Here is a 19,360-nt window from a genome sequence, read left to right on the forward strand (position 1 = left end):
GCCTGGTGCCGAGGCGCGTTCACCGGCACACCCCGACGACGCCCTCAACGGCACCTGCCAGTCCATCGGCGCCGGGACGACGGAGGAATGGCGGCGCCCCGCTGCCGACCGGTGAAGGAGGGCAACGGGGCGCCGAAGGAAACGTGATGATGCGTCAGCTCACGCGGGCGCCGACGTTGACGGCCGCCCACGCGTTGGCGACCGTGTTGTACGACGCGCTGCCGGCACCGAACAGGTCGGTCGCGGCCTTGAGGGTGGCCACGCGGGCACCCGCGTAGTCGGTACTCGAGGTCATGTAGGTGCTCAGTGCCTTGTACCAGACCTTCGAGGCGTTGTCCCGGCCGATTCCGGCGACGGGCTTGTTGTCGGAGGTCGGGCTGTCGTACGTGACGCCGTTGATGGTCTTGGCGCCGCTGCCCTCGGAGAGCAGGTAGAAGAAGTGGTTGGCGGGACCGGAGGAGTAGTGGACGTCCAGGCCACCGACGTCGGCGGACCAGGCGTCGGGCGAGGTGCCGTCGCGCGAGGGCTTGTCCTGGTAGCGCAGCGGGGTGCCGTCGCCGTTCAGGTCGAGTTGCTCGCCGATGAGGTAGTTGCCGGGGTTCTTGGCGTTGTTGGCGTAGAACTCGACGGAGGTGCCCATGATGTCCGAGGTGGCCTCGTTGAGGCCACCGGACTCGCCGCTGTATTCGAGCTTCGCGGTGGCCGCGGTGACGCCGTGACTCATCTCGTGCCCGGCGACGTCGAGCGCGGTCAGCGGCTTCTTGTCGCCGGCACCGTCGCCGTACGTCATGCAGAAGCAGCCGTCGTCCCAGAAGGCGTTGGAGTACGAGCTGCCGTAGTGCGTACGGGAGTACGCGCCGACACCGTCGTTACGGATGCCGTTGCGGCCCATCACGGTCTTGTAGAAGTCCCAGGTCTCCTGGGCTCCGTAGGCCGCGTCGACGCCCGCGGTCTCCGCGTTGGCGACGGTGCCGTCGCCCCAGGCATCCGTGGACTTGGTGAACAGCGTCCCGGTGCCCGAGGTGCCGTGCTTGAGGTCGTAGGTCTTGTGGCCGCCACGCGTGGCGTCGGCCATCGTGAACGTCGCACCGGCCGCCGTGGTGCCGATGGTGACCGTGCCGCTGTACTCGCTGGTGCCGGTGCCGGTCTCGATGCCCTGGTACTGGAAGAGCTTCGCCCCGGTCCTGGCGTCCGTGATGACATGCAGCTCACTCGGGGTGCCGTCGTGCTGCAGGCCCTTGGTGACGGTCTCCCAGGCGAGTGCGGGCGTGCCCTTGCCCGCCCAGACGACCTGGCGCGCGCCGGCCGCCGGTGCGAGCCGGGCAGCGGTGGTCGTGGCGACCGCGATGGCCGCGTTGTTCGCCTTGTCGACGCCGATGGTGGCACCGCTCGCGTCGGCGTGTACGACGAGGTCGCCGCCGAGTACCGGCAGTCCGGCGTAAGTACGCTGGTAGCGGGTGTGGACAGTGCCGTTGGCGTCCTTGGTGACATCGGACGCGATCAGCTTCTCCTGCGCACCCAGGTGCAGCGACCGCGCGGTGGCGGCGCTGTTGCCGGAAGCCGCCGCGAGCAGCGCGCCGCGCTGCGCGGCGGAGACTGTCACGGGCTGGGCGGCGGCGGATGGAGTCGCAAAGGTCTTCGCCTGGGCAGACCGGCCGTTGTCTTCGGTCTGTGCGGTGGCGGAACCGGTCTGGAAGCCGACGCCGATCAGCGCGGCGAGAGCCGCTGCTGTGGTCAGCGAGCTCTTCGAGAGTATGCGGGGGCGACTCATTGATGCTCCTTGTGTGGGGGTAGCCGTCGTGCGGAGCACGGCCGAACAAGGCGTAATAGGCGGGACAAGCGGTGCACGTGGGTAACGAGTCATCGCTTGGTGCCTGTGGGGCGAGCGTGTCAGCACCTACAGCCATCTGTCATGGCCGCGGCAAACAGTTGGCTTGATTCCGCTTACGACGCGCAGGGTTGGGGTCCTCGTCGGGTCCACTCCGTGCCTCACGGTGTCGGACCAGGTCAACGGATGTGCCACAGCCCGCTGTCACCGCACGGATTCCGGCCCGGACGCTCGACCCGCCGGCCCGGCCGCGGAAGTCGCTGGCCTGGAATCGCGCCTGGAAATGACCCGCCCACAGAAACGCCAGCCCCATGACCGGCCTGAACGTCTCCGCCGCCGACCCTCAGAGCCCGCGGCAGCACGGCACCGGCGAGGGCGCGGCATCCCGGTGGCCTGCCGGTACAGCCGGGATCTTGACGCTGTCCTCATTTTGTGGCTGATCAGCGGTCCGTAGACCATCACCCGGGTGATGGGTCCACACGCTGCGTGGAGAGGTCGGCGCGGATTCCCATCCCCCTGTTGAAGCGCGACAGAACCCGCTTCTTTCGCGTGCCGGGCACCACCCGTCGGCCGGCTCCGGTTCGGCGGAGGAAAGACGTCAAGGAGTATGAGATGAGCCTGCCCGCAACTACTACACCCACCACCGAAGTTCTGATCGCCGGAGCCGGGCCCACCGGCCTGGTGCTCGCCTGCGACCTCGCCCGGCGCGGGATCGCCTGCCGCGTCGTGGAGCGGGAGAGCCGCGGCTTTCCCGGCTCGCGCGGCTCCGGCCTCCAGCCGCGCTCTCTGGAGGTCTTCGACGACCTGGGCGTCATCGACGCGATTCGCGTCGCAGGAGGCCCCATTCAGCGCCTTCAGAGCTGGGCCGGCACCACACGTGTCGCCGAGTGGGACACGTTCGAGCGCGCCGAGCCCTCGCCCCACGTCCCGTACGGCGAGATCTGGATGCTCCCACAGTGGCGCACCGTCGAGATCCTCCATGCGCGCCTCGAAGAGCTGGGCGGCAGCGTCGAGTTCGGCTGCGAGCTGTCCGGCTTCGAGCAGGACGCGGACGGGGTGACGGCGCGGCTGCGCGGGCCGGACGGCACCGGGTCGGCCGTACGGGCCGCCTTTCTGGTCGCGGCCGATGGCGGGCGCAGCACGGTCCGCAAGGCCCTCGGGGTGGGCTTCCCCGTCACCGACCTCGTCACCGACCCGACGCTGATCGCGGACGTCCTCATCGGCGGAGTCGACCGCGCGCACTGGCACGTGTGGCCCACCGCGCCGGGCGGACGCGTCGCGCTCCGCCCGCTCGAAGGGTCGGACTCCTTCCAACTGCTCGCCCACTTCGGCGGCGCGGGACCGGACTTCACGCCCGACGCCACGCCCGAGGCCCTCCAGCAGCTGCTCGTGGAGCGCACCGGCCACGCGGAAGTGCGGGTGCACGAGGTGGGGTGGTCCTCGGTGCTGCGCATCAAGGCCGGGGTCGCCGACCGCTTCCGCATCGGCCGCGTCCTGCTCGCGGGCGATGCCGCGCACATTCACTCCCCGACGGGCGGCCAGGGCCTCAACACCAGCATCCAGGACGCGTACAACCTCGGCTGGAAGCTCGGCGCTGCGCTGCGCGGCGCGTCCGACGCGCTCCTCGACAGCTACGAGGCCGAGCGGCGGCCGGTCGCGCAGCATGTGCTCGCCCTCACCACCCAGGTCTTCGAGCAGGACCGTGTGGACAAGGACCGTGGCTTCTCCCAGCGCGGCGGCGAAACCTTCCAACTGGGCCTCGGCTACCGCGAGGGCCCCCTGACCCGCGAGTGCCGCGAGGGCCTGGCCGACGACGCCATGCGCGCCGGAGACCGCGCCCCCGACGCCCCCTGTGGGCCCATCCGTCTCTTCGACCTCTTCCGCGGCCCGCACGCCACTCTCCTCGCCTTCGGCGGGACCGACGCCCCGGCCTCCGAACGCTACAAACTGGTCCGGGTCGGCCGGCCCGGCGAGCAGGGCGACGTCATCGACGTGGACGGGCACGCACACAAGGCGTACGCGGCCCGGGGACTCTTTCTCGTCCGGCCCGACGGGTATGTGGCACTCGCCACGGAGGACCCGGCGGACCTGGCCTCGTACGAGGTCTACTAGCCTCAATCCTTCGTAGCGGTCCGTCGTTGTGTCCAGCGGGTCGATTCGCTTGGTCCAGCTGCGGTGGGCAGTTTGACGATCCGTCAGTCGCGTCGGGTGGCGCACCATCGGCGGAAGAACGCATGGACCCCCGGTCCCACGGTGCGAAGTCGGCGGGCATCGCCCGCCACTTGATGCCGTTGTCGACGAGGTAGCGGATCGCGTTCAGTATCGCCCCGTGGCAGCCGGTGGCAGTACGTCTCCGGCTGCCCGCCCCGGCCGCGCATCCAGCCCGGCACCGGCAGCAGCCCGGCCGGCCCGTCGCCCACTCCGCAGGCCGAGTTGCGGCAGGGCGAGGAGCACGTCGCAGTTGCCGAAGCCCGCCCGTAACGGGTCCGGCGGCGGCCCACCGGGCGGTCGAGGCCGACCGGGAGGGCCATCCGGCGACCACCACTCACGTCGTGAGGGTGTCGTCGAGCCAGTCGTAGATGCGGGCGAGGGACAGGCGCATGGCGCCGGGGTGGCAGTGTGCGCCGGCGCCTTCCTCGGCGGTGAAGACCATGAGGGTTTTGGGGCAGGTCAGGTGGTCGTAGAGCTGCTCGGGCTGGCCCTTGAAGAACTCGTCCTCGGCGGCGTCGCAGACCAGGGTGGGGCACTGGATCTGCTCGGCGATGCCGTGGTCGAGGGTGTAGTCGAGATAGGAGGCACTGAAAGCCCGGGGCGTGTCGACACCCATGACGTACATGCCGTGGTTGATCGCCCAACGGGCGGTGGCATCCTGGACCATGATCTGCTCGAAGACGGCGTCGAGTTCAGGGGCGCCGTCCGCGCGCAGGAGTTGTTCGGCGGCGTTACGGTCGCCGGGGATGTTGCGGACGGATATCTGGCCGAGGTCGTAGACGCCGTCGACGGCGATCACCGCGGCCAGCCGGTGTTCGAACGCCGCCGCCCTGGGGGCGAGCACGCCACCCATGCTGGAACCCAGCAGCGCGATACGGCTGTTGTCGACCTCGGGGAGGGACTCGGCGAAGTCGACGACGGGGGTGATGACGTTCTCCCAGTCGGGACGGAACACCATGCCCTGGTGGTGGCGGGGTCCGGGCTGTCCGGGGCCGTCGAAGGTCAGGACGGTGTAGCCGCGCTCCACGGCCGCCAGCGCGCCGCTGAAGTGGAGTTCCTCGGCGGTGCCGTCGAAGCCGGAGTGCATGATCAGGGTCGGCCGGGGTGCGCCGGTGGTGTCGGCCCGGTAGAGGTAGCCCGGCAGCGTCGTGCCCTCGTACGGGATACGGACCGGCTCGATGCGCGGGGTGTACAGGGCGGCGGCCGCCTGGAAGCAGGCCACGCTGCGGTCGTAGGCGTGGTCGTGACGCGGGTCGCACGGGTGACCGTGCAGGAAGAACTCCGCCGAACGGTAATAGTTCGACGCCCGCAGGAACCCGTCCCGGGCACTGACCCGGTGACCGGCATCCAGCGCCTTCCGCGCCTCGCCGGCCACCCGGTCGGCCGTCGCGAGCCACTCGGTGTGCCAGCTGTCGTAATCACCCTCGACGATGCGCTCACCCGTAGAGACGACCTCCCCGAAATCAGCGCCACCATAGGCGATATGGCTCATCGAACGCAGGGTCTCGTACCAGAACTGCGGGTTGCTCGGGAACAGCAACTGCTTCATCACGGGCTCCTCGGAGGTGTGGGAATGAGCGCGGCCGGACGGGGGCGGCGGCTGGGTTGCGGTCGGCCTCGGAGCCGTCCGACGCCGGGGATCGGCACGAGGGGGTTCAGCGGGCGCTGCCGAGGTCGCGGTCCGCCTCGGAGCCTTCGAGCAGCAAGGTGGTCTCCTCGATCCGGCGGAAGCGGCCGTCGGGCGCGAACTCGGCGAACACGTAGACCTCCATGCGGACCGTGGAGCCGTCCGTCTTGATGACCTCCATGGTGTGGCGGTCGGCGTACCGGTCGCCGTCCGCGAGTTCGTCGTGGACCTCGACCGAGCCGCCGGCCACGACCGTGCGCAGGTGGGCGATGTGGGCGAGGAACTCGGTGCGGTCCGCCCAGCTGCCGTCGGTGCGCTGGCGGTAGTCGGGGGCGAAGTGCCGCTCGGCGGCCTCGTCCAGGTCCAGGCCCGGGGTGAGGAGCAGGTCGGTGAGGGCGGTGCGGATGTCGGTGCGGATCTCGGTGCGCATGTCGGTGCGGTTCATGGGATTTCCTCCGGTGTGGTGGTGGCGGCCCGTAGGACAAGTACGGCGAGTACGGCGAGTACAGGAGATGCGTGCCTCAAGCACGCTTATGACTATAGCAGGAAAAGCGTGCGTTGCGCACGCTAATCTGGGGCGGTGACGAACACGACCGGCGACGACATCGCCCACACCCTCGGGCTGCTCCTGCGGCGCAGCACCCGCACCCGTCTCCACACCCGCCTCACCGACGGCCTGGAGGAGGCGCTTGACGACCTCACCTACCCGGTCCTCAGCGGCCTGGCCCGCACCGGCCCGTGCAGCGCCGCCGACCTCGGCCGCGAGGTCGGACTGGACCGCACCACCGTCAGCCGGCGCGCCGACCGACTGGAGCGGTCCGGCCTCCTCGAGCGGCACCCGGACCCGGACGACAGCCGCGCCACCCTGCTCAGCCTCACCGACGACGGCCACGCCATCGTGGCCGTCACCCGGCGGCGACTCGCGGACGCCATCGAGGACTCACTCGCCAGCTGGCCGCAGGACGACGCCCGCACCTTCGCCCGCCTCCTGCGCCGCTTCGTCGAAGAGGGACCCTTCGCCACCGACCACGACTGACCGTCACGGGCCCGGCGGGCGAGGGCCCGGCGGGCACGGTTCGCGGTGAGGCCTCTCCTGCCCACGGGCACCGGTTCGGCGACCGCCCGTCCTGTTCGTCACGGGTGGTTCGGTCGATGCGGTCGGTGCGGGTGGTTCGGTCGGTGCGGTCGGTGCGGGCGGGCCTACCACCTCGCCCAGGGGAGGTTCCAGCCGCCGAGCCCGTTGTCGGGGGCGACCGCCTTCTCCTTCGAGTTCACGACCTTGACCACGTCGCCGATGAGCGAGCTGTTGAAGAACGCGCCCGCGACGGAGTTGTCGCCGCCGCCCTCCACGTCCTTGAGCGAGACGCAGCCGTGGCTGGTGTTGGCCTTGCCGAACGGGTCGCCCTTGTACCAGTAGTTGCCGTGGAGGTAGGTGCCGCTGCTGGTCAGCCGCATCGCGTGCGGGACGGCGGGGATGTCGTACTCGTCGCCGAGTCCGACAGTCCGGGAGTTCATGTGGGTGACCTTCTCCTTGGACATGATCACCATGGTGCCGCCCCACGTCGGGTGCTTCTCGTCGCCGAGCGTGGCGGGCACGGTGGTGGCCTTGCCGTTCCGGACGATCGTGAGCTGGTGCGTGGCGGCGTTCGCGGTGGACACCTGCGACCGGCCGATGGTGAACGGCTCGTCCCTGTCCACGTCGCCGTAGACGCCCGGCGAGACCTCGACGTTCTTCAGCCGGTAGTGGATGGTGACCTTGGTGCCCGGCTTCCAGTACTCGGCCGGGCGGAAGTCCAGCCGGTCGTTACCGAACCAGTGGCCCTTCACCTCGGTGCCGTTGTCGGTCGCGAAGGTGATGCCCTTGGCGACGGCGTCCTTGTTCACGATCTTCCTGCTGAACTCCACCGTGACGATCATGCCCACGCCGTAGGTCCGGCCGTCGCCGATGTTGTCGTTGGTGGAGACCTGCTTGTCGGGCGCGCGTGTGGTGAACGCCGTGGTGGCGGCGGCCGCGAGGCCGTCGGCGTCCGTCGCCTGAGCATTCACCGTGTACGCCGTGCCGGGTGCGAGCGCGGCGGCGGGCTTCCAGCCGGTGCCGTCCGGGGTGAGCGAGCCGGGCACGCGCTTGCCGTTCTTGTCGGTCACGTCCACGGTGGTGAGCCTCCCGTGGGAGACGGACACCTGAAGCGCGTTCGGGGCGACGCCCTGGGCGCCGTCCTTCGGCTCGACGTCCAGCACCGCGGCCGACGTCTTCGGCACGGCCCCGGCCCTGGTCGTGGCGGCAGGGTCCGTCGCGCGGGAGGCCTCGGCGCCCTCGCCGTGGTGCCCGCCGCAGGCCGCGGTCATCAGCAGGATGCCGCCCATCGTCAGCGCCACAGCGCCGCGGTGGAATCGGTCGCCGGTACGTATCGCGCTCCGGGCCGCCTGAACAGTGCTCACTATTGCTCCTTCTCGGTGATCACCGAGAGCCTGTCGGCCGCTTCGTCCCAGCAGCAAGGGCCGGCGTCCGATCTGGGACGCAGGGACGCCTCTACCGGCTTTGAGCTGGGAAGACGTAACCTTCCTGGGACGCGTCCATGGGACGGAGGAACGTGTGGCCGGCGGCGGGGAACCGCGGGAGCGGGAGCGGCGTGCCGAACCCGACCGCCGACGGCGGCCGGAGACGGCGGGGCGCGATCATTGCGGGGCGCAAGAGCGGGGTGGAGGAACGGTGTCAGAGGGGTTCGGGGAGTTGAGGGAGCGGGACGGGATCGCGCGGCTGCTCGGGGAGCTGAAGAGCCGGTCGGGGCTCAGTTACGGCGCGCTGGCGAAGAGGCTGCATCTGAGCACCTCGACGCTCCACCGCTACTGCACCGGCGACGTGGTGCCGACGGAGTTCGCCCCGCTGGACCACCTCGCGCGGCTGTGCAGGGCGACTCCGGAAGAGCTCGTCGAGCTGTACCGGCTGTGGGTCGTCGCCCACGCGGCGCGGGGAAGCAAGACATCAGCCGGGCCCGAACCGTCAAGTCCGACCGGTCCGACGGGTCCGACGGAGGCGACCGGTCCGACGGAGGCGCAGGTGGGGGCCGAGGCGCAGGCGGGGGCGGAGGCGGAGGCGACACCGGATGGGAGAGGTGACGAGGCCGGACCGGTCCTCGCCGCCCGCGCCGAACCCGACCCTGTCCCCGGGGCGGCGCCGCGGCGGTGGCGGGTCCGGCATCGAGGGATCCTGGCCGCGGCTGCGGTCGCCGTGGTGCTGGCCACCATCGGGGCCGTCGCCACGGGGCTGGAGTCGTCCGCCGGATCTCCGGCCCCGGGCGGCCCCGACTCGCCGTCCTCCCCCGCGCTCGCATCCGCCGGCACGGGCGCGGGCTCGCCGGGGCCGACCGGCGGGACGGACACGAGCGCTCCGATCAAGGTTTCGGTCAAGCCTTCCGGGTGGGACACCCCGTGCGATCAGTATCTGGTCGACCGCCCGCCGTCCGAAGTCCCTCGCCCGCCCCAGGTGCCGGACGTGGCGGGCTGGGTCTCCCGGCTCGGCGGGGTTCCCGGCCGCTACCTGTCGATCGAGATCGTCGTGCAGGGCACCGGCAGGGACACCGTGGTGCTGTCGGGCCTCAACGTCCGGGTCGCCCGGATCGCGGCTCCCCTCGCCTGGAACGCCTATTCCATGGGCGAGGGCTGCGGCGGTGGAGTCGACGTCCATTCCTACGACCTCGATCTCGACGCGGCCCGCCCGCGGCCGGTCGTGATCGAGGGCAGCACCGGCCTGCCGCTGAAGGTGAGCGAGGGCGACCCGGAGGTCATCGAGATCACCGCCCGGACCACCTCCCACGACGTGTCCTGGTACCTGGAGCTGGAGTGGTCCAGCGGCGACCGGACGGGGACGCTCCCCGTCGACCTCGGCCACGGCACGCCGTTCCGCACCAGCGCGGTGAAGGGCCGGCCGCTGTACGTCCACCCGATCGGCGGACAAGCCTGGGAGCCGAGCCCGTTTCAGCAGTGACAGCGACGCGGCGCCCGACGTCCCGGCGCTCCAGGTCCGGCCCCGGAACGACCGCTGCTCACCGGCGGGAACGGCTCGAGCCGGGAACTCCCCGCCGCCGGTCAGAACGCGGTGCGACGGTGCCTCCTGGGTCCCGCCGGCACGCTGGTCGGCGTAGCGGCCTGCGCGGGCGAGCCTGCGCCGGGGGCGGGCGTAGCGAACCGCAATGCCGATGTCCGGGTCGGTGGAGTCGAGGTCGGCGATGGCGAGCGCGGCCCGGTTGTCGGCCGGGGCGCGGTGGAGCGAGCGGCCGCCAGGCGTCAGGCCATCGGCAGGACCAGGCGGAAGTGTGCGCCCCGCAGAACCGGGTGACTGTTGGCACGGGCGTGCAGGGTGAGATCGCCCTCAGCTTCCAGAGCAACCTGCCGAGCGCGGTACAGTCCCCGCCCGCGGCCCTCCCCGCGGGTCGACTTCAGGTCACGGAAGACCAGATGCTCACGCCCTTCGGGGAAGCCGATACCGGGGCCGCTGTCCAACACGTCGACAAGCCAGTCGTCCTCCCCCTGCGGCTCGACCGAGACGGACACGGCGCCGGTACCGGACCCGGCCAGCGCGTCCGCCGAGTTTGCGAGCAGTTCGTACAGCAGGACCTGGGCGGCGCGGGCGCTGACCCGGGCCACCGCGGTCGGCGGTGTGCGGATGGCCACCGTCCAGCCCGGATAGGCACTCTCCCATTTCGCTCCCAAGGAGTGGAGCAGCGGAGTCCGGTCGGTCTGTCCGTCGATCTGCGAAGCGCTCGCCGAGAGGTCGTTCGTCTGCGCTGTGAGCCGGATCCACCGTGGATCGACCGGATCGATCTCCCCGTTCTTCTCCAGCAGGGCGAGGACGTCCTCGTAGTCGGGACTGAGCGCGTGTCGCCGCAGCTGCCACTCCCAGGACCGGCGGGTGCGCTCGGCGCTGGACCCGCCCTCCTCGGGACGGGTCCGCCACTCGGCGAGAGTCTCGACGAGTCGCTCCTCCGCGAACGAGCCGAGCACCAGCAGGACCCCGCACGAGCGAAACCGCACGCGCTCCGTGGAGGCATCGACGGCCAGTCGCAGTCGTGCGAGCTGCGCCAGACCACCCCTCAGCTCCTCCTCCTGCGGGATCTCCCCATGCGTCTGCTCCTGGTCGTCCGGCTCGGCCTCGGCCGAGGCCTGGTGGACGGTGGACAGCACGCCGGACGCGGTCACCTCGTTCCCGGGTTCCTCCGTCTCCTGCCTGGAGGACTCCCCGGAGGCCGCCGCTGCCGCGAGCGCGGCCCAGAAGGCGATGCGGGCGACCGGCACCGCTTCCAACGGGCGCAGCACCGCACGCTCGATCGACGCGACGAACTCACGGTCGTGTCGCCAGCTCGTGAGCCATGGCCGGGAGCCGGCCTGCGGGCGCTCCTGCCGCTCGGCGAGAGCCCTGAGGAAGAGCTGGAGCAGTTCCGGGTCGGAACCCGTCTCGTAGGCCAACCCGTCGGCAACGGTCGCACCACCGAGACCGGTGAGGTCGACGATCCAGCGCAGCATCGTCCAGCGTGTCGCGTCGCCCACCCCGAGGTACTCGTCCAGTTGCTCGGGAGTCTCGCCCACGAAGGTCGATAGTGGCCACTGCGGTCCGAGGATGCGTAGCAGCGCGGCGGCCCGTCCGGTTCGAAGGTTGACGAGTTGCAGCAGCGACCGCAGATCGAGCACGGCACCCTGGCCACGACCGGACCGCCGCGCCATGTCGGGACCCACTGCGGCGAACGGACGAAGTCCTGCGAGTTCCTCGGGGTGCCGGGTGCCGGGGCCTCCGACGAACAGGTCGACCGAGCCTTGGGGGCGAAACCGCTGGAGTTCCCGGGAAGCGAAGACCGAGGGGAGGAGCGTCAGGAATTCGTCACCGACCGGGTCGAGCCGCCCGCTCCACAGCGACTCGGCGTGCAGGAATTCGTCCAGGGCCTGCACGAACTCCACGGCGATGTCGTGCCCCCTGGTGGGGAGACCGGAGAAGGCACGGATCAGAGCCTTCGAAGCCTCGTCGATGTCCAACCAGGCTCTGAAGGCATTCGGGCAACGCTTACCGGGGTCGAGGTGCCAGTCCAGGACCTCGGAAGGGCTGGTGTCTCCCCAGGCCCAGTAGGGCAACGGTGGAACCGCCTCCGGGCCCTCGTCCTCCGCCCCCTGTTCGATCATCCTGGCGGCGGCACGGAGAAATCCGGCTTGGACCAAGGCGTCGAACCGATCGCCCCAGGGCGTTCCGTGCCGCTCCGTCGGGACTCTGGCCTTCAGTTCCTCCCCGCCCTCGGCCACCGCACGGTCCAGGTTCTGCTCCACCTCGCGTAGCCGTCCGAGCGCCTCGGGCAGGGAATGTCGGCTCAGCTCCAGCAGCGGGGACTTCTCGAGGCCTGTCGGAATCGGTAGACCCGCGTCGTTCGCCTGCTGCGACAGTTCGCTCGCCTTGCGCTGGACGTCCTGGAGCGCCTCTGACCAGCGCGCCTTGAGAAGCTTGCGCCGCAAGTTCCGGAGTCTGCGCGACGCGGGGCATTCCTCCAGCAGATGGACGGCCATGCCGAAGTCGCCCGCCTCCAACAGGCTCAGGAAGACGGTCTGTTCGTCATCGTCGTTCGCCAGTCCGCCCAGCACGGCGTCGATGGCGTCGACCTCCTGCGGACTCTCCTCGTCGTGCAGGGCGGTGACCAGTCGGCGGAACCGGAAGCGCTCCGGCCATACGCGGAGGATCTCGTCCATCGCGTCGCTCACCGATGCTCCTTCGACCACTGGGCGGCCGGGCTCAGTCGGTGCAGGACCGCGGACAAGGGGTGGCGGTACGGGTCGGGGAAGGCATCCGCCTCGCTGGAGAGCGCGTTCCAATGGAGCGCGACGTCCGCGGCGAAGTCCCGCCAGCCGCGCTCGATCTCAGGAACGCCACCGCCGCGGGCTTCTCCATGGTACGTAAGCCTTTTCGCGTCCAGAACGAGATTCTCGATGCGCCGGAAGTAGGGGCGCTGCTTGCGCCATTCAACCGGCTGCCCACCTGCGTCCGAGACCAGTCGGTCCATGTGCTCCTGCAGGTCGAGGTGGAGCCACGGGGCGAGTTCGGTCCGGGTCAGAACATCCCCCCGTGCGGCCCTCTCCACGTGCGTGAGCAAACCGTCGGAACTGAACAGGCCGTCGTGGATGACAAATCCCGAGGTGAAGGTGAACCGCTGCCGCCTGCGCCGGATCTGGTCCAAGAGCTCGGCGATGTCTCCCCACTGTGCCTCCACCTCCGCGGCTGACGGCGCACTGCTCAGCTGGGCTCTGAAGAGGTCCAGAGGCAGGGCCCGTGCGGTCCCCCGCGCGTGGGCCACGGCGTTCTCGGCGAACTCCCGCCAAACCCGGGGAAGAGCGTCGCCGACCGCGGCCACCACCGCCTCCCCGTCCTGTCCGCCCCAGAACAGGGCTTCTGCCAGACCGCCAACCGCGCCCACCGCGTTGGCAATGTCGCTCTCCAGGGCGACCACCGCCTCCCCCAGCTGGGCGCCCAGCGGACCCAGCTCGACAGGAACGGCGGCGGTACAAAGGGGCGACGTCAGCCCGCTGCCCACTTCGGGCAGGAGACGACCGATCAGGGACGCCTCCACAAAGTGGTGGCGCCCCCAGGCGTCGCCGACCAGCCAGCCGGCCCAGCGGTCCCTTTGCGTGTCGGGGATACGGTCCCGCAGCCGGAGAAGGGTCGCGGCGCCGCGCCGCAGGTCGCTCGCGGGAATCCCCTGGTCCTGCCAGACCTCCAGGAGGGTCCACGGCTCGGCCAGCCCGGACATCACCTCGGTGAGGACCTCGCCGTACCGGTTCCTCGGTGCCTGTCTGACCCTCACCAGCGCCCCACAGGCCGCGGCGACGGCGCCTGTTCCGGTCCCAGTCCGTTCCAGGCCGGATCCGATACCTTCTGACCGAGGGGAGCGGGACCGCGCCATGCCGAGGATGGACGCGATATCGGCGGCGAACGCTCCACTCTGCACCCGGATTCCCAGCTCCCCGCTGCTTTCCGGCCGCCCCTCAACGTGCACCCTGGCATGGCCGAGAGGCGCGAAGCTTCCGATCTGGACCGTGTCATCGGCGATGACGACCCGAGCCGCGGCGGCGGTACGCCGGACAACGAGGTTCGATCGGTTCGAACCCGCGAGGGTGGCGAAGGACTTCACGGCGTCGGTGTCGTGGATGGGGGGATGGACCACGTGGACGTCGGCGCCTTCGGCAGCCCGTTCCCGCAGCGCGGTGGCGACCCGCTCGGTGGCCGCCTGGGGGCTGATCCGGTCGTCGGCCAGGACGAGCCGCGTGGAGGCCCCGTGCAGCGCCTGCCACAGGAAGTCGTCATGTGCCCCGTCCTCCACCAGCGTCACACTCGGATCCTCCTGGACGACCGCCCGAACCACCGCGAGCAGCGCCTCGTGGTGTTCGCGCCAGCTCTCCAGCCAGATCCGCCGCATCTCCGGGCTGTCGTCGGCCGGTTGGGGTGGGGCCGGCACCGGCACGAACCCCGACACGGGTGCCGGCGGGTCCTCGGCGAGAGCGTTGAAGTCCTGGCTCCTCGAATGGATCTGCATCGCCTCCTGCCCGGGGTACCAGGACCGCTGGAGCCGCCGCAACAGCGCGGCGATGCACTGGGGTACCGCTGTGCCATGTTCGGACGGCTCGACCAGGATGCCGAGGCTCCGGTCCTCCGACCTGACCGAGACCTCCAGCAGGCTGTGGGAGGAGACCAGTGCGCGGAGGTTGTCCTGGACCACGACGCAGCCGCTGGTCCGGGCGCTCCGCTGGGACAGAAGGACCTGGGACTTGTAGCGGAACGCCAGCTCGCTGAAGGCGGTGCGCACCTCGGGAGGGAGTGAGTCGCTGGGTGTCCGCCCCCAGCTGATGACCAGCCGGATTCCCCGGTCCAGTGCCGAACGCAACTCCCCGAGCAGCGGATTCAGCGCCGCATAGTGGATGGTGGGGGTGACGATGACCACTTGAGAGCGGGCTTGGGCGAGTAGATCGCGGAGGGCCCACAGGTGTCCCTGGGCGTCCTGGACGGGGGTGAGCCGGGCCCGGGCCTGCCGCAGTGCCTCCGTCCTGTCCTGGATCTGGCGTGCGGTGAACTCCATCTCCCTCGGCAGATCCTCCTCGCCACCGTCGCTCTGGAGCGAGTCGGTACCGGCGAGCCGGCCGATCGCGTCGTCAAGTCTGCGGAAGAGTTTGGACATTCCGTCCTGCGCCACCAGCACCCGCTCCGCCGCGCCACGCAGTTCCTGGACCAGGGGGAAGTCCGGCCGTTCGTCGCCGAGTGCCGCAAAGTACTCATGGATGCGCTCGCCCGCCAGCACGCTCCAGGTGCGGATCTCGGTCTCGTCGAGAAGCACGTTCAGACGGTCGGTGTCCTCGTCGATCTGGATGCGCGCGCTGACGGTGAGCCAGCGGATGTCGTCCGCGGGGCGCAGGAGGGGATTCCCGAACCCGACACTGAGGATGCGGCGCCGGTAGCCCGCGTTCCGGTCCCGGGCCGTCGCCACCTGCACCGCGGCGAGCAGTTCCCCGGGGGGCAGGTCGTGCGCCCTGATGCTCTCGTTGACCGGGGCGCGCAGCGTGCCGTAGGGCGGCGAGTGAGTGCCGTCCTTGTCCGGGAAGAAGCTCCCGGAGACGGGCTCGTACAGGTAGTCGCGTGTCTCGGTGACGGCGCTTGCCTCCTTGAGGGGAGAGCCCGAAGCGGCATTCATGGTTTCCATCACCGAGTCGCCGAGATCGAACCGACCGCTCACCAGGTCGACCGAGAGCAAGCCTCTCCCCCAGAGAGAGGCGACCACGTCCAGGGCCACCCGGTACGGAAGGACGAACAACTCGGCGAGGCCCTCGACCGTGGTGACCTCAGCTGCGACGGCCTTCATCACCAGGTCCTCCAGGACGCTCCTGCCGTCCTCCGGACAGACCACCACCTTGAGGGTCAATCTCCGGCAGGGCAGGGCTATCTGGACCAGGTTCCTGCTCATTCCATCACCTCGCTCGCCGGCACCACGACGCCGTACCTGTCGATGACGTCAGCGATCTGGCGCCAGTCCTCGCCACCGTGCGCGGTGAAGTGCTGCCGGTCTCCCACGATGACCAGGAGCCGTTTGGCACGGGACAGCAGCACGTTGATCAGTTCGGGTTGGCTGACGTGGCCGACCCTGTTGACCGTGCTCGGCTGTGTGACCAGAGCCTCCGGCCCTGGTGCGGAGCGCGGTCCGCTCCGCACCAGGGACACGATCACCCGGTCTGCCTCCGCTCCCTGGAAGGAGTGGACCGTGTGCTCGCGGCCCGCCAGAGCAGGCCGCTCGGCGAGCAGCGCGACCTGGGCCGCGTAGGGGGTGAGGACCACAAGGCTGTTGTCGGCCTTGAGGTCTTCGGGCGGCGCCGACACCGGGGTGAGGGACAGTGCCAGCCGCTCCACCAGATCGACCTCGCCGGTATTGAACCACCGCGGCTGCTCTTCGAAGCCTTCGCAGTCGGCCGTGTCGATCCACACCAGGGGTCGCGCCATCAGGAACTCGGGGTAGACCACGCCGTGCGGCATCACCTTGGTGGTCGTGAGGAAGCTCAACGGCAGGCCATCGGCGTCGACCTTACGGGGGACCGCCGGGTAGAAGGTGCGGCTGACAGGTTCGGCGATGGTCTTGACCATGCGGAACTGCTTCTCGAGCCGTCCTACCGCCGAGTCGGCGGCCGTGTAGTCGGAGGCGGTCTTCCCATCGAAGAAGTGCTCGAACATGCGCAGCGCCCTGCGGTGGAACTCCTGATTCTCGAACTCCGTCTTCGCCGGGCTGTCCTGGTGCTTGTCGAGGGAGGTGAGGAAGGTGTCGAACGCGTCCTGGCGGTGTGGGCCGAGCTGCCGATGGTCGCCGATCAGCGTCCAGCGCACGCCGAGGACGAGCGGAACGACGATCTCCGTGGGCCAGGCCTTGGCCGCCTCCTCGACGATCACCCAGTCGAACAGGTCCTTGGGGTTCCACCGGCCCTCGTTGATGGTCGCCGCGATGTTGCAGGTGGCCAGGACCACGCTCGCCCCCGCCCGTACGCGCTCGGTGAGTTCCATCAGGTCGGAGCCGACGTGGCCCAGCCACTCCCCGGCGAGTTTCCGCAGTTCCCCGGTCAGCGGTGGCAGGTCGTCGAGGGCGATGCCGCGCTTGCGGGCCAGTCGCAGCGTCCCCGCGTCGTAGGGCCGGTCCTGGTATGGCGGCTCCTCCTCACTCCCTCGTTCCAGCCTCGCGCCCAGGACCGCTGTGACCGTGTTGGCGACATCTGCCGTGAGGTTCGGCAGGGTGTGCCTCTTGACCACTTCGTCGGTCACCTTCTGAGCGTCCCCCAACGAGGTCTCCCGGAGGATCAGCGAATGGGGCCCCTGACCGTCGATGAGCTTTCGGGCCAACCCGTCGAGGGTTTGGTTCGACTGGGAGCTGACCAGGATGCGCGCGCCCTTCTCCGCCTCCAGGTTCTTCTTGATGGCCGCTACCGTCAGCGTTGACTTGCCCGCGCCCGGCGGCCCCTGCAGGGCGTAGAAGGGATGCGTTCCCAGCATGGTCGCCATGGTCTTCCGGGACTCCAGGCTGAGCTTGCGCTCCTCAGGGATGGTCGGCTCGAGCCACCGTCCCCTCCCCAGGTCGAAGGACCGCGGAGCGCGCAGCGCCTCGACCAGCATCGGCTGGGCCTTGAGCAGGGTGAGCGCACGCTCCTGGCGGTTGAGCTGCGGCGTGGTGCCACCATCGCCGTGGGGGCGAATCCACCCTGTCTCAGGGATCTCCGCACCGGGCGGAGCCTGCACTCGGATCGCGCTCTCGTTCACCCACCGCAAGAAGCCGGCCGTCACCGTCGAGCTCCGGCTGAAGTACGGATGCCGGCCGGATCTGGGGACGAGGTCCACCTGGGTGAAGCCCTTCTCGCTGTCGAGGGCGTGGACGAAGTCGCCGAGCGGAGGCCGTCGGCGGGGGTCCCCGCAGTAGGCGGTCAGCAGCCAGTCGCTGTGCCTGCGGTAGTCGTCCGCCTCGCTGTCGAGTTCGAGGACCACCTGCCCGCGCGCGTTGGGCCCGACCCGCCGGAAGGCGTAGCAGCGGGAGTCGACCTCGGCCCGCTGGTAGTCGAGGAGGAACTGGAGCGAGCGGAGATACATGGCGTTCGGGCCATCGGATCCCAGGTGGTCCCGGACCGCCTCCTCCAGGTGGGTCCACTTGGGGCGACCGACGAGCACTCCGGTCAGGTCCTGCCCCGGCCGGAAGGGCACCAGCTGAATGCTCTCCACCTTGCGCCGTCGCTTGGCGTAGACGAGCTCCTTGGTGATGTCCTTCTCCCGCAGGTACTTGATCACCAGGACCTCGTGGTAGAGCCTTCGCTTCCCGGTCATCGCCTGGTAGTCGTGCAGGACGGCGCAGAACCACACGGCCCGTTCGCCCACCAGCACCCACTCGGCCTCCCGCAGGCGGTCCACCGGGCCGCTCGCGTAACCCAGCGCACCGTTCGGGGCGTGGACCAGCTCGGCGGAGGTGAGCTCCTTCTCCAGGAAGGCCTGCAACTCCTCCCGGCCCGCCTTGCCGGTCGGACTGTGCTGGATCCACTGCCTCTCCTGGTGGAGCATCTCGCTCTCCTCGGGCATGAACGCCACGAGGCGCGGCACCGTCGCCGTCTCGGCGATCCAGTGCGCCCGGATCGTCTCCCAGTGCGTCTCCAGATGCTTCGTCGCCTCGAAGGAGGTGAACCGCGTCCGCGGAAAGGGGTCGAGCATCCGCCGCAGCGTATGAACGAGAGCGTCGGGCAGGCCCGACGTGCCGAGGTACCCGGCCATCGCCACGTGCAGATCGTGCAGAGCCGCGGCACGCTGCGGCCCCTGTGCCGCCTCCAGGCCGGCATACGGGCCAGGCAGCACCGCGTCGATCGGTCCGCAGAACCACTCCCAGGCGATCACGCCGAGACCGAAGACGTCCGTGCTCACCCAGTCGCGACGGATGCCGGCCCGCTCCTCGAACAGGTATGCGTGCAACTCCGGTGCCAGATAGGCGTGATGCCGCGCCTGCGTAACCCCTGGCGGCGGTGTCGTGTAGAACTGACGAGCGCTGTCCGCCGCGTCCCCGGTTTCTCTCGCACCCACATTCCGGATCACGTTGCCGATCAGGGTGCTCATCTCGAAACGCGAGAGGGTGATGGCCACGTCGTAGGGGTCGTCGGGGTCCAACTGTTGGACGTTGAGAGCGGCGGCGGTGAGGTTCCGGTGCATGATCCCCGCACCGTGCAACTCGCTGAGAGCATCAAGCAGCAGGCTGAAGTGGTCGAGCGCCTTCAGCGGCGCGCCCTGGAACATGCTGATGCTGTCGTCCATGGTGATCGGCATCCCCCGCTCCCGCGTGAGGGTGAAGGCCACCCGCTCGGCGGGGACGAACTTGCCCAGGACGATCCGCGGGAGCGCGGGGTGGTTGAGGGCGCCCACCCGGAGCAGATTGCGGGCCGCGTGCTCCCAGAGTTCTCCGGCGAACTTGTGGATGTCGCAGAAGATGGTCAGTTGGAAGAGGTCGTAGCGTGTGTCGTCGTCGCCGTTGGGCTGCAGCGTCGCTCGCACCAGCCGGTCGGTGACCACGACCACGGGGTCACCGACGCAGCTGTAGCCGCCGAACGGAGCACCGTCCCGGCAGAAGAGCCGGTCGATGAGATTCCTGTGCTCGTCAAGACTGGCCGTGGTCACC

10 protein-coding genes are annotated in these 19,360 nt (G+C 70.0%); 3 read left to right on the forward strand and 7 right to left on the reverse strand.

Annotation, left to right across the window (positions count from 1 at the left end; translation table 11 throughout):
- Positions 1 to 154 precede the first annotated feature (154 nt).
- Entirely contained in the window at positions 155 to 1,771 is a 1,617-nt protein-coding gene (locus LNW73_RS03185; protein ID WP_250988788.1) for a M4 family metallopeptidase, read from the reverse strand.
- A gap of 669 nt (positions 1,772 to 2,440) precedes the next feature.
- On the opposite strand from LNW73_RS03185, the gene LNW73_RS03190 reads away from it, so the two are divergent.
- Positions 2,441 to 3,940: an FAD-dependent monooxygenase gene (locus LNW73_RS03190; protein WP_250988789.1), complete on the forward strand. Its 1,500-nt coding sequence runs from the start codon at positions 2,441 to 2,443 to the stop codon at positions 3,938 to 3,940.
- Between the two features lie 433 nt (positions 3,941 to 4,373).
- Here the strand turns inward: LNW73_RS03190 and LNW73_RS03195 are convergent, their stop codons facing one another.
- Together LNW73_RS03195 and LNW73_RS03200 are read right to left on the reverse strand one after the other, a co-directional pair.
- On the reverse strand, positions 4,374 to 5,588 hold the full coding sequence (locus LNW73_RS03195) for an alpha/beta hydrolase family protein (protein ID WP_250988790.1): 1,215 nt from the start codon (positions 5,586 to 5,588) through the stop codon (positions 4,374 to 4,376).
- A 106-nt stretch (positions 5,589 to 5,694) separates the two neighbouring features.
- Positions 5,695 to 6,111, reverse strand: a complete 417-nt coding sequence (locus LNW73_RS03200; RefSeq protein WP_250988791.1) for a nuclear transport factor 2 family protein — start codon at positions 6,109 to 6,111, stop codon at positions 5,695 to 5,697.
- 135 nt (positions 6,112 to 6,246) lie between these two features.
- Here LNW73_RS03200 and LNW73_RS03205 point away from each other — a divergent pair, with 135 nt between their 5' ends.
- Positions 6,247 to 6,702 (forward strand): MarR family winged helix-turn-helix transcriptional regulator, encoded by a 456-nt coding sequence (locus LNW73_RS03205; RefSeq protein WP_250988792.1) that lies wholly within the window; start codon positions 6,247 to 6,249, stop codon positions 6,700 to 6,702.
- 164 nt (positions 6,703 to 6,866) lie between these two features.
- Here LNW73_RS03205 and LNW73_RS03210 read toward each other — a convergent pair whose 3' ends face one another.
- Positions 6,867 to 8,105 carry a L,D-transpeptidase gene (locus LNW73_RS03210; protein WP_250988793.1) on the reverse strand — a complete coding sequence of 413 codons (1,239 nt, stop codon included), beginning with the start codon at positions 8,103 to 8,105 and terminating at the stop codon, positions 6,867 to 6,869.
- Positions 8,106 to 8,376: 271 nt separating this feature from the next.
- Here LNW73_RS03210 and LNW73_RS03215 point away from each other — a divergent pair, with 271 nt between their 5' ends.
- Positions 8,377 to 9,651 carry a transcriptional regulator gene (locus LNW73_RS03215; RefSeq protein ID WP_250988794.1) on the forward strand — a complete coding sequence of 425 codons (1,275 nt, stop codon included), beginning with the start codon at positions 8,377 to 8,379 and terminating at the stop codon, positions 9,649 to 9,651.
- Positions 9,652 to 9,950: 299 nt separating this feature from the next.
- Here the strand turns inward: LNW73_RS03215 and LNW73_RS36240 are convergent, their stop codons facing one another.
- The 3 genes from LNW73_RS36240 to LNW73_RS36245 are packed head-to-tail and all read right to left on the reverse strand — an operon-like array spanning position 9,951 to position 19,359.
- Positions 9,951 to 12,401, reverse strand: a complete 2,451-nt coding sequence (locus LNW73_RS36240; protein ID WP_250988795.1) for an ATP-binding protein — start codon at positions 12,399 to 12,401, stop codon at positions 9,951 to 9,953.
- Positions 12,398 to 15,646, reverse strand: a complete 3,249-nt coding sequence (locus LNW73_RS03225; protein ID WP_250988796.1) for a hypothetical protein — start codon at positions 15,644 to 15,646, stop codon at positions 12,398 to 12,400. Before LNW73_RS03225 ends, LNW73_RS36240 begins: the two co-directional genes overlap by 4 nt.
- Complete coding sequence (locus LNW73_RS36245; protein WP_250988797.1) at positions 15,643 to 19,359, reverse strand: AAA domain-containing protein; 3,717 nt, start codon at positions 19,357 to 19,359, stop codon at positions 15,643 to 15,645. Before LNW73_RS36245 ends, LNW73_RS03225 begins: the two co-directional genes overlap by 4 nt.
- Position 19,360: the final 1 nt, after the last annotated feature.

Origin of the sequence: Streptomyces sp. RKAG337, from assembly GCF_023701715.1 — a bacterium.
In the GTDB taxonomy this organism is placed as follows: Bacteria; Actinomycetota; Actinomycetes; order Streptomycetales; family Streptomycetaceae; genus Actinacidiphila.